The sequence below is a fragment of the Bacillus sp. P4_D3 genome (assembly GCF_056401855.1).
This window is the reverse complement of record NZ_JBFUIN010000063.1, coordinates 1-14,478: the sequence shown is the minus strand read 5'-3', so window position 1 is coordinate 14,478 and position 14,478 is coordinate 1. Positions and strand designations below refer to the sequence as shown.

The window sequence follows — 14,478 nt, the reverse complement described above, 5'->3', positions numbered from 1 at the left end:
CCTAATCAGCCTATAACTTTAGTTTCCCCTTCTTTTCTCTCTATATCATATGTAAAATTGGTTCTTATTCCCACATATAGAATGGAGCCGTCTCGTTATACACGATGAAAAACTAAGTATAATTTTTATTCTTAAATTGTTTAGCACCTTCTAATATTACAGATAGAATCCGCCATTTTCAACAGTGAACATGTATTTCTTCTTAGAACAGCTCGTTTTCTTTCCGTTTTCCCGAAAGAAAAGCAGCCACTTTTAAAGTGTAGCTGCCTACAATATACATTATTCTTTTGCTTTTTTCTCTTTCTCAGCCCGCACAAATTCGTGGAACATTTTCATTAAAGCACGCTTTTCAATTCGCGATACGTAGCTTCTTGAAATACCGAGTGCCTTCGCAATCTCCCTCTGTGTTTTCTCTTTATCAAGCCCAAGTCCAAAACGCTTCACAATTACTTCTTTCTCTCGTTCGTCTAAAATATCGATATACTCTTTAATTTTTTCTAACTCCATACTAAGCTGAATCATATCAATTACATCTTCTGATTCTGATTTTAATATATCAATAAGCGATATTTCATTACCCTCTTTATCTTGCCCGATTGGATCATGAAGTGAAACGTCTTTTTTCGTTTTCTTCAGCACACGTAAATGCATCAAAATTTCATTTTCGATACAGCGTGCTGCATATGTTGCAAGCTTAGTTCCTTTCCCTGCTGAATAGCTTTCAATCGCTTTAATAAGCCCAATGGTACCAATTGAAATTAAATCTTCTGCATCTTCACCAGTGTTTTCGAATTTCTTAACGATATGAGCTACAAGCCGTAAATTATGTTCAATTAAAAGATTTCTCGCTTGAGCATCACCTTGCTCCATTAACTCTAAGTACTTTCTCTCATCATCTGATGATAACGGCTGCGGGAACGCATTGTTCTTCACATAAGAAACAAAGACAAACACTTCTCGAACCATATATCCAATTGCGGCGAATAGACTCAAACCTTTCACCTCCGCCAAAATAGTGGTCTTTACTATGTGTATGTGGGCGTGAGGTTGTTTGTGTCTGTACGATATAAATATGGAATCCTTAGCTTTTTGTCGAACGAAATAAGTCTTTCATACCTTGAATATTTTTTCCAATGTATTACAATATGTTAAGTTCCAAAATTTTGAAAGAGGTGTTTTCATGCAATACTTTACTTCACAAATAACAAAATTAGTAGTACTCACACTATCTTTTTTCTTACTGTCAGCTTGCGGACAACAAACTTCGCCCACAAAAACTGAAACGACTAAACAGGATACTGCAGCATCAAAAGACAGCACAAAAACAGAAGATACACAAAAAGATGAAGACAGTGTAAAAACTGAGGAAAATGCAACAAACGAGAATAACGCAACTACTGAAAACAACAAAAAAAATGAAAACAGCGTAACAGCTAAAAACAGCACAAAAGCTGAAAACAACACAACTACCGAAAACAACAAAAAAAATGAAAACAATGCAACACCTAAAAACAATACAAAAACTGAGAGCAACGCCACTACTGAAAACAACAAAAAAAATGAAGATAACGACACAGTTAAAAATAATACAAAACCTGAAGCAGAATCTAAAAACACACAAAAAGAACAACAACCAGCTAAGCAACCAAATAAACAAACTGATACTATTACATTCACAAGTGAAGATGCTGTAAAAGTTCTAGAAAAAAGAATGGGAGCTCGCTCAGATGAAATTCGTTACGGCTCCGGCGAAGACAAACTAATTGGCACAATAAATGGTATTAAACTATACGACGTCTTATACGGACGCGAATCTCCTGAGAACTCACGTGCTCTAAATTTTGCAGTGGGATCTGATGGAAACCTATATGATTGGTCAAAAGCTCAAGATGGTATTCTTCAACCACTTAACGGCAATTAATAAATAATTCTAAGAACATAGTAAAAGCCAATCGATACGTATCGATTGGCTTTTACTAGTATTCACTCCAAATTTTCTCCCCAGTATGCGCATCAATATAACGAATTTCTCGACTACAGTCGAAGAATTCTTTATAATTTTCATCCGTTGTTTGTTTATACAGCAATTGATATACCGTTTCCTCTACGTCATGATCTATAGACCATTCTAATTTAACTCGGATAGCCTCTCTGTATATTTCTAACGCTTCTTCTTTTGTTACTTTTGGTGTTGTTTCATATGCAAGTAATTCTTTTATAAAGTTGCTAGATTCTCCTGAGTAGTGCATCACAGCACCATTTTCTGTATTGATATTGACCCTAAATTGGTTATACTCTGCTGGAATCCCATTCACATATACAGAAAAGGTAAATCTTTCAATCCCATCTTCTGCTTCTTCACGTTCTTCCCAAAGACGAAGATATTGTGTGCTATCTGGAATAACTCGTTCTAAAAATTGAAGTGCTTTTTGTAAACATTCCTCTCTAGACAGTATTTGTTTTACTTCTTTATCGTCTGTCAGTTTTATAAAACCAATTAATTCATTGGTTGATTTATCAATCGTAATGCAAACTAAATTATTATATTTTAACATCGGTAAATGCTTTTTAAAGAATTCATTCATTATCTTTTGGATTCATCATACTCTCTCCTTTATTACAATTTAAGGTAATTATAATAAACAAAACCAAAAGTCATTAGCAAAAAGACAAAAAGCTGAAACAATTAGTTCATACGAATTTCACATGAATCTATTACTATAAGAATTGTACATAGTGAAATTACTAACAATGACGTTTATTCATATATAATTTCATTTGAAAGGGGTTGAAAAGATGAAAACTAAATATCGCTTTATGATCTCATCATTTGCTGCTTGCGCCTACATGATTTGGTGTTTAGTATAATAACAACTTCACTTGTAAATAAGAAAAGGTGTGTATATAAATGGAATATAACCAATCAACCGTTAACTACTGGAAAGCTTTTGTATTACCTTATACATTTGCTTTAGAAGAGTTAAAAACTAAATTTGAAATTATGAACCGGGAAGCTCAATTTTTAGAAGACTACAACCCGTTTGAACATATAAAAACAAGACTTAAACAACCCGAAAGTATCATTAGGAAGCTTGAGCGTAAAAATTTATCACCAACAGTTGAAAATGCTCAAACACAATTACAAGATATTATTGGCATCCGTATTACATGTTGCTTTGTAGAAGATATTTACCATTTAAAAGGGGTTATTGAAAATCGTGGAGACATGGAAATTGTAGAAGTAAAAGATTATATTGCCAATCCAAAAGGAAATGGCTATAAAAGTTTGCATATGATTATTAAATATCCATTGTTACTAAATTCTGGTACGAAAGATGTATTTGCAGAAATTCAATTACGTACACTTGCGATGGACTTTTGGGCAAGTTTAGAACATAAACTTTACTACAAATATGAAGGAAATATACCTGATTATTTGAAGGATGAACTACATGACGCTGCTATGAAAGCTGAAGACCTCGATAATAAGATGGCAACAATCCGTCAAGATATTGATGACATTGAAGCATGTTCAAATCAAATTTTATTACCACTTTAAAAAGGTTCTCTCCTATGAGAACCTTTTTTTATTCCGCTATTTGCGGGCAGTAAGACTCCCACTGATTAAAGTTTCACTTTATTTCTTCTCTATCGTACGAACTTCTTCAATCTTCCACCCTTCGTCTTCTTTTCCAAGTGCATACTGCATTTTCTTTTGAAGAGTAACCCCTCCGTCTACTTCTTTTTCCTCCGTTTCAACAATAACAAGCCCACCTTTAAGAGCTTTCATATTCATATGTTCCAATTCTATTTTCTTATTTCCCTTTTGAAATGCCGCTTCCTWTTGTGTTTTTAAGTCTTCAGCACTAGGCATCTTCTTTGAAAATAACTCCATATGCTCAGCAAGATTCTTTTCATTCGTCGTCCGTACAAATGCCTCAATAACATCTTGAATGGATTTCTCTTCTTCTTTCGTTATATGTACCTTTTCCTCAGTTTTTCCAGCAGATTTTTGTTCTATATTATTCTCTTGAGATTGACATCCAACTAGCAATAATACAAATACTAGAAGGAATCTTAATTTCCCTAAAAAAACTCTCATCTTTCCATCTCCTAAAAAGAAAAGTGAGGCATTCCGCCTCACTTTCATTTATAATTAGCGTCTTCCTTTATTCGGGTCGCCGCCGCCAACAATGTCAAAGACACGTTTAGCTATATTTGTATTCTCTTGAACGCCAGAGAATAAGTATTTACCCGGTCCGAATGCATATACGTTTACATCTTCACCTGTATGTCCACCCGTTGTCCAACCTGTAACCGAACGCTTATTGAAGATATCTTCAATTGCATTATCAATCTTTGTTACATCTTTTGATGGAGCTATATCATTTACAGCTTTAATTTCTTCTGGTGTTAATTGTAGATCAATATACTTTTTCAATGTTTCTTCTACATTTGCACCTTTTACAATCTCACTTGCCATAAAGTCTGGCGTACGTTTCGCAGCTTTAATCGGATCTACTTTAAAGTTATACTCACCATTCGCACCTAAAGATAATCCGCCAGTAGCATGGTCTGCAGTTGCAACAACTAATGTGTTCTTATCTTTTTTCGCAAACTCAATTGCTGCTTTAAACGCTTTTTCGAAGTCTTCCATTTCACTCATTGCACCGACAATATCATTATCATGTCCAGCCCAATCAATTTGACTACCTTCGACCATTAAGAAGAAACCATTTTTATTTTTGTTCAAGCGCTCAATCGCGGTATTTGTCATCTCTTCTAATGAAGGTGTTTTGTCAGTACGGTCAATCATTTTGTCTAAACCACCTGGTGCAAATAAGCCAAGAACTTGATCGCTTTTATCATTTAATAATTGATTACGATCTGTTACATAACTATAACCAGACTTCTTAAATTCTTCTGTAAGATTGCGGTCTTTTCTAACAAAGTTATTTACGCCGCCGCCAAGCATAACATCTATTTTATGCTTACCTTTAATTTTCTCATCAAAGTAATCATTTGCAATTGCGTCCATATTTTTACGACTAATATCATGTGCACCGAATGCAGCTGGTGTTGCATGCGTAATTTCAGACGTTGCAACGAGTCCCGTTGACTTCCCTTTTTCTTTCGCTTGCTCCAATACTGTTTTCACTTCAGCTTTATCATTATCTACTGCAATAGCTGCATTATATGTTTTTATACCTGCTGACATCGCAGTAGCTGCCGATGCAGAGTCTGTAATATTTTCATGTTCATCTTCTGGATATGTTTTTTGTGTTCCTACAAGATGCTTATCAAATTCTGTAGATTCCATCTCAAATGTTTTTGGATTATCTTTCATATAACGATGAGCTGTCATATATGAAGGCCCCATACCATCCCCAATTAATACAATGACATTTTTAATTTTTGCATTGTTTCCGTTCTCATCCGCATTAACCTCACTAGAACGCGTAAAATTCCATGTTGCTACCGAAGTAACTGCTAACGACGCCACAACTGCAAATGGCCATGCTTTTTTTACAAACTTTTTCACTGTCTTGTCCCCCTAATTAGGTTATTCATTTCCCACTATCAAATTTAATAGAAGACTGTTAAGAGAAAATGAGTTATATGTAAATTTTTTGTTAACTTATGTAAATTCCAGTTATAATTTTTATAAGTTTGTCTTGTCATATCAAACATACTTCCCTTTACAAAGAAAAATATAAACATGTTGGATTTTTTTAATACGAACCTATTATTTTACATTTCGTAATATTATTCTTATTTTTTCTAATTTAAATAGAAATATGGTGAACTTTATGAAAACAGTAAAACTAGACGAATCTTCCATTCCAGATTTACTCTCTCTTTGCAAATCAGTCGGGTGGTTACAGCATGAGATTTTTATGAAAGAGCAATTCCATATGTACCTTTCCATTGGCACAATTTTTGGCTATGTACATGAGAATAAACTTATTACAGCGGGCGGGGTCTTTTCGTTTGCCCCTGGATTTTCTTCTATCGGTATGTTAATCGTGCATCCTGATTTTCAAAGAAAAGGAATTGGCCGTATTTTGTTAAACACTAGCTTAAAAGTAACTCATCGATCGCTCCCTATTACGCTCATTGCAACAAAAGCTGGCGAATCCTTATATGAATCTTATGGATTTCAATCAATAACAACAATTCATCGTTTCGAAAAACAAGCGGCTCATATAAGTACAAATTCTTTTCCCATAAAACAAATTCAGCAAGCCGATCTTCAATCTCTCATTTTTCTTGATCAAACTGCGACTGGTGCATATCGTTCTAAGCTTTTTTCATCGCTACTATCGAGAGCAACTTACTCCTTTAAAATAGAACGGGATAATCAAATAGATGCTTTTGCTTTATGCATACAAAAAGGAGATGTACTATGTATCACTCCGCTTATTTCAAAAAAAGAAAAAGACGCTATTCAGTTATTAGAAATGATTTGTAAATCGTGGAGTGGGACGATACGCATTGATGTTCCGCACTCACAATTCATATTCCGCCAATTTCTTCAAACAGCAGATTTCCAGGAAACGCTCCTTTCACCTCTTATGATAAAGAATGGTAATCAACTTCCTGGAAATCGTAATATGCTATTTGCTATGATAGATGCAGCGTTATGTTAGAAAGGGGACACCTAATTGAAGCGATTTAGCTATTGTATGGTAGGTTGTCTTACTCTTACACTATTAGTAGGATGTAGTGCAGCAGAAAAGCCAGTAGAACAAGTAAAAAAAGTTAAAAATACAATTACAGCGAAACTAGCTACCGAGGAAAAAATGGTAGAGATAGATGGTCAAACGATTTACTTTAAAAAGATTGGTGATGAAAAACCACCTTTACTTATGATCCATGGATTTGGAGGATCATCCGATGGTTTTCAAAAGATTTACTCAGATTTAGCAAAAAATCATACGATTATTTCTGTTGATGCTTTAGGATTCGGACGTTCCTCTAAGCCGATGGATTTTTATTATTCTTTTCCAACTCATGCAAATTTGTATTATAAGTTAATGAAAAAACTAGGGTATGACTCATTCGCAATACTGGGACATTCGATGGGCGGAGAAATTTCTCTTAATTTAACATATTTATACCCTGAAGCGGTTACTCACCTTATTTTAACTGATGCTACAGGCGGCCCTCATACTCTCGTTAATAAACAAGGTTCACCAAAACCAAAGTTGTCGACTGATTTAAGTGCCGTTTCTTCTATTGCAGATTATGATGAGAGCAAAGTTAAATTCAAGCGTAATGATGAAGAGCATTATAATAAAATGAAATTATGGCCTAGGCGTCTTCAAATCAATGCAAATGAAATTAAGCAACCAACTTTAATTATATGGGGAAGAAATGATAGTAGCGTTTCTTGGAAAGAAGGAGAAACTTATCATCAATTCTTAAAAAATAGCACTTTCCATATTATTGAAAAGGGTTACCATGCTCCATTTCGTCAAGAGCCACAAGAATTTGTAGGGTATGTAAAAGATTTTTTCGAGAAAAATCCTATAAATGCTGAAAAATAAACGGGTATCTCTTTTTGAGATACCCGTTTTCATATATTAAGCAGCTTGCTTTTGGCGTTTTTGAGTTTTTGATCCTAGTACTTTTGGAATAACGAAGCCATCAATTCCAAGTTTTCCAGCATTCATACCAGAAACAAGAACGAACATGGATAAGATAACCATTTCAGGGTTTACACCAATTGACCCACTAAACATATAGGAAAAGTTCATTACAAGACCGAAAAAGACCGCTGTTTTTGTTAAACAGCCTACAATTAAACCAATTCCGACTAAAATTTCTCCCCACGTCACAAGTGTATTAAATAAATCAACGTTTGGAATTGCAAAATCTTGTAAGAATGATGCCCACCAAGATTGAACAGCTGGTTGTGCTCCTTTAGATTTTTCAATTGCACCTTGTAAATAACCAGTTGCATCGAATCCTTTTCCTTGTAGTTTACCGATTCCAGCCATTACCCATGTGTAACCAAGATACACTCGAATTATCGCTAATACAAAAGAAACTGCTTTGTTTTCTCTTAAAAATTGAATAATCATATCTTCCTCCTAAAGTTGTAATTAAGTCAGTTACAGATAATATGATAACATTAGTTACTTACTTTTAAAATATTAATTATGAATAATTCGTGACATACATACAAAACATTAAATACTAACGTATATATAGTAACTTTTATTACCTGTAAAAACTTGAACATATCATACCACAGGTGATAATCATTTTCATTGAAGAAAATGTAAAAAAACTGTGAGTTAAATGTGAAACACGTTTATTCGAATATAAAATAAACGTGTTTCATACTATTTATATAATCGAAATGTATGTGTCTCCTCATCGATTAATCTCGCTTGTTGAAAAGCCTCTTCTAACGTTTTTTATGGTTAATAAGCCCATAAAATAAGCGTATTGTAAACATAAGCGCTACATTCCCATCTACATAATCTATCGATCCAACATATGATTTTACATCACTATGTAAAAAGGATTCTACTAGTTTCCCCCCAAACTTATACCAACCATTTACAATATGTGTAATATGCAATTTTGCATATTACTTAATTTCCGCTACGCCAAAGTATACTCTCTGCTCATTTAAGTCGTACACATTTCCCCCTAACTCTTCCATTACAAATCCCCCTCCTATAAGTCCATTTCATATATACCCGTTTCTTTCAAAAAATCAGCTCTAGTTAAAGCGACTTTCTGTAAATATTGCCTATACGCTGTAATTGTTCCATCATGTGAAACGATACAAACTTTTTCTGCTCTTAACTGATAGCACCAGTGCAGAAATTCATCTACTATTTGCTGAAATTCCTTCTCTGAGATGATATTGACTCCCTCATTCCATAACAATTCATTTGTACTTTCTTCTAATGAAAAATGTGGAAATAAATTTTTTATTACCTTCCGATCTAACAATTGATCGCACGGTAATGTTTTGGCGGATTCCCGATAAGGGAAAATACGCGGGGATATATATGGATGAACAATTTTTTGACAAGCAACTTCCGCACTCCACATTGCCGCAGTTTGTAAAGTTCGAAGTGTAGGACTAGCGATTAATATATCCTTTTCTTGTAATGGTACATCGCAATGAAGTAATTTAGCCTGCTTCTTTCCCACACCCGTCAATGGCGGATTCACCGCTTGTAAACTTAATGGTAAATCTTTCGTATGCTCACCTTCACCATGCCGAACAAAGACAAGTTTCATTCTCCTCTTCCTCTCACTATGAAATAGTCTCACATATTTCTTCCCTAATTTTTTCTTTACTCCTGCTATTTTAAAAAGCAGAATGTAAAAAGTGTTTGACATCAACTTTTGGAAAATATTACAATTATATATGTAAAATATTTTTTACAAGAAGAGGAGGATTACAAATATGAAATGGATTATCTTCTTTATCGGAATGATCATATGGGGATACATAAATGGCTTTTTTAATAGCGATAAAACTGCTAATCCTTGGATTACAGATGATGAACGGGAAACAAAAATTAAGCAGAAGGCAATTATCGCAAGCTGGTCTGGTGTTTTCATGTTTTGTATCTTTAACCTCTTAAACAAATGGTTAGGTTTAGGAACGAGCGATACATCACCTTACTTACCAGCTCCTGTCGCAACTATTTTAAAAGAAAATGTAGAGTTACAAGTTTTACTTATGTTATTCATTACATATGGACTATTTTACGTATACTACCGAAGAAAACTAAGTGCTTAACTTTTATCTCATGATTATCCTCCTAAATGGTTATAGTAACTAGGACGCAATGAAAAAAGGAGAGATATAAAAATGAGTAACTCAAATGACTTTTTAGATACATTACATGAAAAACAAGCAAAAGATGAACAAAATAGAAAGCGCCAAGGGAACGGAAACCCTGCGAAAAAAAAGCCAAATAAAACACATAAATAACATTGAAAAACCTGCCTAAAAATTATATTTTAGGCAGGTTTTTTTACTTGTCTTTAACCGAAACGACATCTTCCCAATCCCATTTCTCATAATACCACTCTGGCACATCTATATTTTCAATCCACTTCTTTTCATATTTCCCATCGCTATGAGCAAGCCATACATCAGCTTTCTTACGATTTGAACGGATCCACATTAATTGGTTGCTCTTCTTAATAAAAATAGGGTTATAATCGCCTTGGCTATTTGATGGCTTTGTAATTTGATTTTGTTCATCGTTTATACTATTTACTTCATATAAAGATGGTAGTGGTCTTTTTTCTAGAGGGACCGATAGCTCTGCTTCCTTTGCCCTTGAAACGATAATTACATTATCGTTCTTCCATGTGAAATCCCAATCAACATAGCCTTTTGGAGTAAATGTATTTTGCTGGAGAGCCGGCAATTCTTTTATTTTTAAATGTTTATTCTCTAAGGCAACTCTCCCGCTCCCTTCAATATAGGCTAATATATTTTTGGATGGCGCCCATTTGAACCATTGTGTGTTTAATAACATTTGATCTACTGTTTCAAAACGACTGCCGTCTGATCGAATTAAGCAAAGTGTATTACTATCCGCTGACAAAGAAGCTGTTGGTACTGCCAAAAACGAAATCCATTTTTGATCTGGCGACCACTTAAATCCACTTCCAACTAATGCTAAAAAGTCATCATGCTCATTCGGTAGTGCATATAAATGTTTCATCTTATGAGGATTCATATTTGCATCCTTTTGTATTTCATATAACTGAGCACCTGTCCATCCTGTTGGAAGCAAGAACGCTTCTGATGATACAAGAAACTTCTTACCATCAGGATGCCATGCATAGTCACCTACACCACTAGCTACATTGTCAAAATCTACTTTCTTTTTTTCAACATCAAATATATTTAATGTACGTGCAAATACAAATGCAATTATATTCTCTGTTGGTGACCATTGATAATTCGATGCTTCTGATTGAGATGGTGTAACTTTCTTTCCATCTTTCAGCCGATACAGTTCAAAATGATTTTGCTTCTTTCCTTTTGCATATGCAAGCCATTCTCCATTATGTGACCATTTCGGCCCTGTTATGTACTCTCCTTTTGTAATTTGTTTTTCTTTTTCACCGAATTTAATCCATAGATTATGATTACGAATAAAGGCAACTTTCACTCCATTGTTTTCTGCGCTAGTAATAGAACTTGAACAGAAAAAAAGGCCCAGAATCACGATTCCACTTACTATAAACCTTTTCATATAGCACCCCCATTTCCCCCTTTAGCATTCCTCATATTCCGCTTACTATATGCAAATTTTATCCATTCGACATAATTCCAAAAAATTTCCCAAGAAATTTTCAATTCAAAGAGGATTGGTATGGATTATGTCGAATTTATAGTTTAGCCAACATCCGTTCCTATAATTAACGACAAAAATGCAATATTTATTTTCGGAATATTGGCACTTTTTATTAGAGGGAGTTTCAATGAAAAAAACTACATCTACACTATTAAGTATGGCGCTCGTCTTTTCGAGTTTTGGAGCTTTAAGCGCCCATGCTGAGTCACTGCAAAAAGAGAAGCAATTTAGTCCACAGTTAAAAGCGAATATTGAACAATGGGGAGAAAACAAAATCGCGCAAAATGTTGAAACAAAAACATCAAAAGAAATTTCTGTCATTGTAGAATTACAGCATGCTCCACTCGCTTCACAAAGTAACATTCAGCATGCTCCGGATCTAAAAAATAGCAATGTGCAATCATACCATGCGCAACTAAAAAAGGCACAAGAGGATACAACAAAGAAAATTAAAGAAAAAGCACCGAAGGCAACGATAAAAGAAACATATAGTACATTATTTTCTGGGTTTTCTATTTCTATCCCAGGAGATCAAATTGCTGCTTTAGCTTCTTTACCTGAAGTAAAAGCAATTTATCCGAACTTAACATATAAGTTACATGAAACATCAAAAAGCCCAGCAGATCAAGAAACACCAAATGTTGGCGGCCCTACAGTTGGTGCACCTGAAGCTTGGAATTTAAAAGATCCAACTGGCAAACCCCTTGATGGAAAAGGAATAAAAGTCGCTATTATCGATTCAGGTGTCGACTATACCCACCCTGATTTACAAGCAAATTATATCGGCGGCTATGATACAGTCGATGAAGATAATGATCCGATGGATGGAAACGTCCACGGTACCCATGTTGCTGGAATTATTGCTGGTAACGGAAAAATAAAGGGGATTGCTCCGAATGCTTCTATACTCGCTTACCGTGTCATGAATGATGGTGGTACTGGTACGACCGATGATATTATTCAAGGTATTGAGCGCGCTATTCAAGATGGTGCCGATGTTTTAAATCTATCTCTTGGTCAAGATTTGAATGTACCTGATCAGCCTGTAACATTAACGTTAGAACGTGCAGCAAAGCTTGGGGTTACTGCGGTCGTCTCAAATGGAAATGATGGACCAAAACCTTGGTCTGTTGACGCTCCTGGTAACGCAAGTAGTGTCATCTCTGTTGGAGCATCTACAGTTTCTATTCCATTTCCAACATTCCAAGTAGCTGGTTCCAATAAATCTTACCAAGGATTACCTTTATCAAAAGCAGATTTCCAAGTAGGAAACGATGCTCAGCTTGTATATGTTGGCTACGGTAATCCAAGCGATTACGCTAAACAAGATGTGAAAGGGAAGTTCGCCCTTGTTTTACAAGGAACTTCGAGCACGTTAGTAAAAGCAGAACAAGCGAAACAAGCTGGCGCTCTCGGCGTGCTACTAATTTCTAACGAAAAAGAAATTAATATTATGCCCGAATATTTTGGACGTGAAGATGTAGCTCTTCCAGTTATGCAACTATCAAATACAAATGGTGAAGAGTTGAAAAATTTAATTACAAAACGAAAGAAAAATATAAAAATTGGACAACCAAGCCAAACCGAACTTATTGGTAACTTCAGTTCAAGAGGACCATCACAAGGAAGTTGGCTCATAAAGCCTGATATAGTTGCACCTGGAGTAAACATTACAAGCACAGTGCCAAGAGGTGGCTATGAATCTCACAACGGAACAAGTATGGCTGCGCCACAAGTAGCGGGAGCCGTTGCTCTGCTGCGTCAAATGCATCCTGATTGGACGACAGAACAATTGAAAGCAGCTCTTGCCAACACTGCAAAAACATTAAAGGATGTCAATGAAAATACATATCCTGTCATGGCACAAGGATCTGGTTTAATTAACATTCCAAAAGCAGCAAAAGCAGATGCATTAGTGAAACCAAACAATGTAAGTTTCGTTCTCATTAAACCTAATAGTGGCAAAGTGAAGTTAACACAAAATATTACGTTACAAAATCTTTCTAACAAAAAGAAAAACTTTTCAACTCGCATTGAATTACTAGATACAAAAACAAAAGTCCAGACTTCTTTCCCTTCTTCTATTAGCATTAAACCGAATAGTAACATCGAAAAGCCTTTTACTATTACTGTTGATAGCTCCTTACCACAAGGTGTATATACGGGAAATCTATATGTAAAAGAGCAAGGGAAGACTGAAGAAATGCGTATTCCATTTACATTTAGCATCGATCCGAAAGAATACAAGCGTATTGATGGCCTTGAAATCGTTAATTCTACTTTCAGTCCAAATAATGACAGAATACTAGATGACAACCTTATCAATTACTATTTAGTTACACCAGTTGAGGATGTAACGTTTCATGCTAATTTAATTACGAAAGACCGAGTAACATATAAAGGAATCGTTCATCAAGGTAAGAATGAAACACCAGGTTATAAATCTTTCAAATGGAATGGTACGAAAACTGATGGATCACCTCTACCTGATGGCTTATACCAAATTGAAGCTGTTGCTTCTAATTCTGGAGGAGAAACGAAACAAACAGGAGCTGTATTTGTCGACCGCACTGCACCGAAATTATCGCCTGAAGTAGATCAAGAAAACCTCGTAATTAGAGGGAAAGTAGATGATATACTTTTAGATTGGATGACAGAATCCGGATGGGTTGCTCCAGGACATCCAGTAACAATACAGTATGAAATTAATGGAAATGGCGTATGGGAAAATGCATTCTTGAACCATTGGGAGAAAAACTTTGAAATTTATTTCGATCGCAATCAATTACAACAAGGGAAAAATACAATCCACATTGCAGCAACTGATGCAGCCGGAAATACATCTAATTTAAATGTTGATTTAGAAGTAAAATAATAAAATTATTGTTGACAAGCTTTTAAATATAGTTTTATAATACAAAACATAGTTTAGTTGAACGAATTATATATCGGCTTTGAAGGAATACTAGTAGCGACTTATATCCCTGTCTCAGAGAACTGATGGTTGGTGCGAATCAGTACATATACAAGCGTGAATTACAATTCTGGAGCTTCTTTCCCGTAATGCTTTTTATGCATGAAGAGAAAGACGGATTTTTCCGTTATCTTAAAGTAAGTGGTAAAC

At 35.0% G+C, this 14,478-nt stretch carries 13 protein-coding genes, 2 pseudogenes and 1 other annotated feature; of the genes and pseudogenes, 7 read left to right on the top strand and 8 right to left on the bottom strand.

From position 1 onward, the window contains the following. Positions 1-279: 279 nt before the first annotated feature. Entirely contained in the window at positions 280-993 is a 714-nt protein-coding gene (gene sigK / locus AC1DTM_RS10760; protein ID WP_000051382.1) for an RNA polymerase sporulation sigma factor SigK, read from the bottom strand. A gap of 187 nt (positions 994-1,180) precedes the next feature. On the opposite strand from sigK, the gene AC1DTM_RS10755 reads away from it, so the two are divergent. Beyond that, positions 1,181-1,921 (top strand): hypothetical protein, encoded by a 741-nt coding sequence (locus AC1DTM_RS10755; RefSeq protein WP_088099525.1) that lies wholly within the window; start codon positions 1,181-1,183, stop codon positions 1,919-1,921. A gap of 55 nt (positions 1,922-1,976) precedes the next feature. On the opposite strand, the pseudogene AC1DTM_RS10750 reads toward AC1DTM_RS10755, so the two are convergent. Continuing rightward, positions 1,977-2,588: pseudogene (locus tag AC1DTM_RS10750) on the bottom strand (YcdB/YcdC domain-containing protein); the annotation flags it as partial. 320 nt (positions 2,589-2,908) lie between these two features. Between AC1DTM_RS10750 and AC1DTM_RS10745 the strand changes: the two are divergent. After that, positions 2,909-3,559 carry a GTP pyrophosphokinase gene (locus tag AC1DTM_RS10745; protein ID WP_002111928.1) on the top strand — a complete coding sequence of 217 codons (651 nt, stop codon included), beginning with the start codon at positions 2,909-2,911 and terminating at the stop codon, positions 3,557-3,559. A gap of 78 nt (positions 3,560-3,637) precedes the next feature. On the opposite strand, the gene AC1DTM_RS10740 is transcribed toward AC1DTM_RS10745, so the two are convergent. After that, positions 3,638-4,102, bottom strand: a complete 465-nt coding sequence (locus AC1DTM_RS10740) for a hypothetical protein (RefSeq protein WP_477000219.1) — start codon at positions 4,100-4,102, stop codon at positions 3,638-3,640. 54 nt (positions 4,103-4,156) lie between these two features. Next, positions 4,157-5,542 (bottom strand): alkaline phosphatase, encoded by a 1,386-nt coding sequence (locus tag AC1DTM_RS10735; protein ID WP_016106191.1) that lies wholly within the window; start codon positions 5,540-5,542, stop codon positions 4,157-4,159. A 268-nt stretch (positions 5,543-5,810) separates the two neighbouring features. On the opposite strand from AC1DTM_RS10735, the gene AC1DTM_RS10730 reads away from it, so the two are divergent. Together AC1DTM_RS10730 and AC1DTM_RS10725 are read left to right on the top strand one after the other, a co-directional pair. Beyond that, entirely contained in the window at positions 5,811-6,650 is an 840-nt protein-coding gene (locus AC1DTM_RS10730; RefSeq protein WP_199715069.1) for a GNAT family N-acetyltransferase, read from the top strand. A 15-nt stretch (positions 6,651-6,665) separates the two neighbouring features. Then, a complete protein-coding gene (locus AC1DTM_RS10725) occupies positions 6,666-7,550 on the top strand; it encodes an alpha/beta fold hydrolase (RefSeq protein WP_088099527.1) in 885 nt (294 codons plus the stop codon). Between the two features lie 36 nt (positions 7,551-7,586). Here AC1DTM_RS10725 and AC1DTM_RS10720 read toward each other — a convergent pair whose 3' ends face one another. From AC1DTM_RS10720 to AC1DTM_RS10710, 3 genes and pseudogenes are all read right to left on the bottom strand, one after another. Then, the gene (locus AC1DTM_RS10720; protein WP_088099528.1) at positions 7,587-8,087 is read right to left on the bottom strand and encodes a DoxX family protein; all 501 of its coding nucleotides are present in this window, start codon (positions 8,085-8,087) and stop codon (positions 7,587-7,589) included. A 264-nt stretch (positions 8,088-8,351) separates the two neighbouring features. After that, positions 8,352-8,689: pseudogene (locus AC1DTM_RS10715) on the bottom strand (delta-aminolevulinic acid dehydratase); the annotation flags it as partial. A gap of 2 nt (positions 8,690-8,691) precedes the next feature. Continuing rightward, positions 8,692-9,267, bottom strand: a complete 576-nt coding sequence (locus AC1DTM_RS10710; RefSeq protein ID WP_088099529.1) for a histidine phosphatase family protein — start codon at positions 9,265-9,267, stop codon at positions 8,692-8,694. 169 nt (positions 9,268-9,436) lie between these two features. Between AC1DTM_RS10710 and AC1DTM_RS10705 the strand changes: the two genes are divergently transcribed. Both AC1DTM_RS10705 and AC1DTM_RS10700 read left to right on the top strand, forming a co-directional pair. Next, positions 9,437-9,775: a hypothetical protein gene (locus tag AC1DTM_RS10705; protein ID WP_016106194.1), complete on the top strand. Its 339-nt coding sequence runs from the start codon at positions 9,437-9,439 to the stop codon at positions 9,773-9,775. A 72-nt stretch (positions 9,776-9,847) separates the two neighbouring features. Next, positions 9,848-9,970, top strand: coding sequence for a DUF4023 domain-containing protein (locus AC1DTM_RS10700; protein ID WP_000071861.1), 123 nt, complete (start codon positions 9,848-9,850; stop codon positions 9,968-9,970). Positions 9,971-10,013: 43 nt separating this feature from the next. Here AC1DTM_RS10700 and AC1DTM_RS10695 read toward each other — a convergent pair whose 3' ends face one another. After that, on the bottom strand, positions 10,014-11,252 hold the full coding sequence (locus AC1DTM_RS10695) for a TolB family protein (protein ID WP_088099530.1): 1,239 nt from the start codon (positions 11,250-11,252) through the stop codon (positions 10,014-10,016). Positions 11,253-11,481: 229 nt separating this feature from the next. On the opposite strand from AC1DTM_RS10695, the gene AC1DTM_RS10690 reads away from it, so the two are divergent. Further along, positions 11,482-14,229, top strand: coding sequence for a S8 family serine peptidase (locus AC1DTM_RS10690; protein WP_256416106.1), 2,748 nt, complete (start codon positions 11,482-11,484; stop codon positions 14,227-14,229). A 70-nt stretch (positions 14,230-14,299) separates the two neighbouring features. Continuing rightward, positions 14,300-14,478 (top strand) — a binding site (T-box leader). This feature is flagged as partial in the annotation.

Coding starts and splice junctions, on each gene's coding strand:
- AC1DTM_RS10755 (WP_088099525.1), top strand. CDS start 1,181: ATGCAATACTTTACTTCACAAATAACAAAATTAGTAGTACTCACACTA.
- AC1DTM_RS10745 (WP_002111928.1), top strand. CDS start 2,909: ATGGAATATAACCAATCAACCGTTAACTACTGGAAAGCTTTTGTATTA.
- AC1DTM_RS10730 (WP_199715069.1), top strand. CDS start 5,811: ATGAAAACAGTAAAACTAGACGAATCTTCCATTCCAGATTTACTCTCT.
- AC1DTM_RS10720 (WP_088099528.1), bottom strand. CDS start 8,087: ATGATTATTCAATTTTTAAGAGAAAACAAAGCAGTTTCTTTTGTATTA.
- AC1DTM_RS10710 (WP_088099529.1), bottom strand. CDS start 9,267: ATGAAACTTGTCTTTGTTCGGCATGGTGAAGGTGAGCATACGAAAGAT.
- AC1DTM_RS10705 (WP_016106194.1), top strand. CDS start 9,437: ATGAAATGGATTATCTTCTTTATCGGAATGATCATATGGGGATACATA.
- AC1DTM_RS10700 (WP_000071861.1), top strand. CDS start 9,848: ATGAGTAACTCAAATGACTTTTTAGATACATTACATGAAAAACAAGCA.
- AC1DTM_RS10695 (WP_088099530.1), bottom strand. CDS start 11,252: ATGAAAAGGTTTATAGTAAGTGGAATCGTGATTCTGGGCCTTTTTTTC.
- AC1DTM_RS10690 (WP_256416106.1), top strand. CDS start 11,482: ATGAAAAAAACTACATCTACACTATTAAGTATGGCGCTCGTCTTTTCG.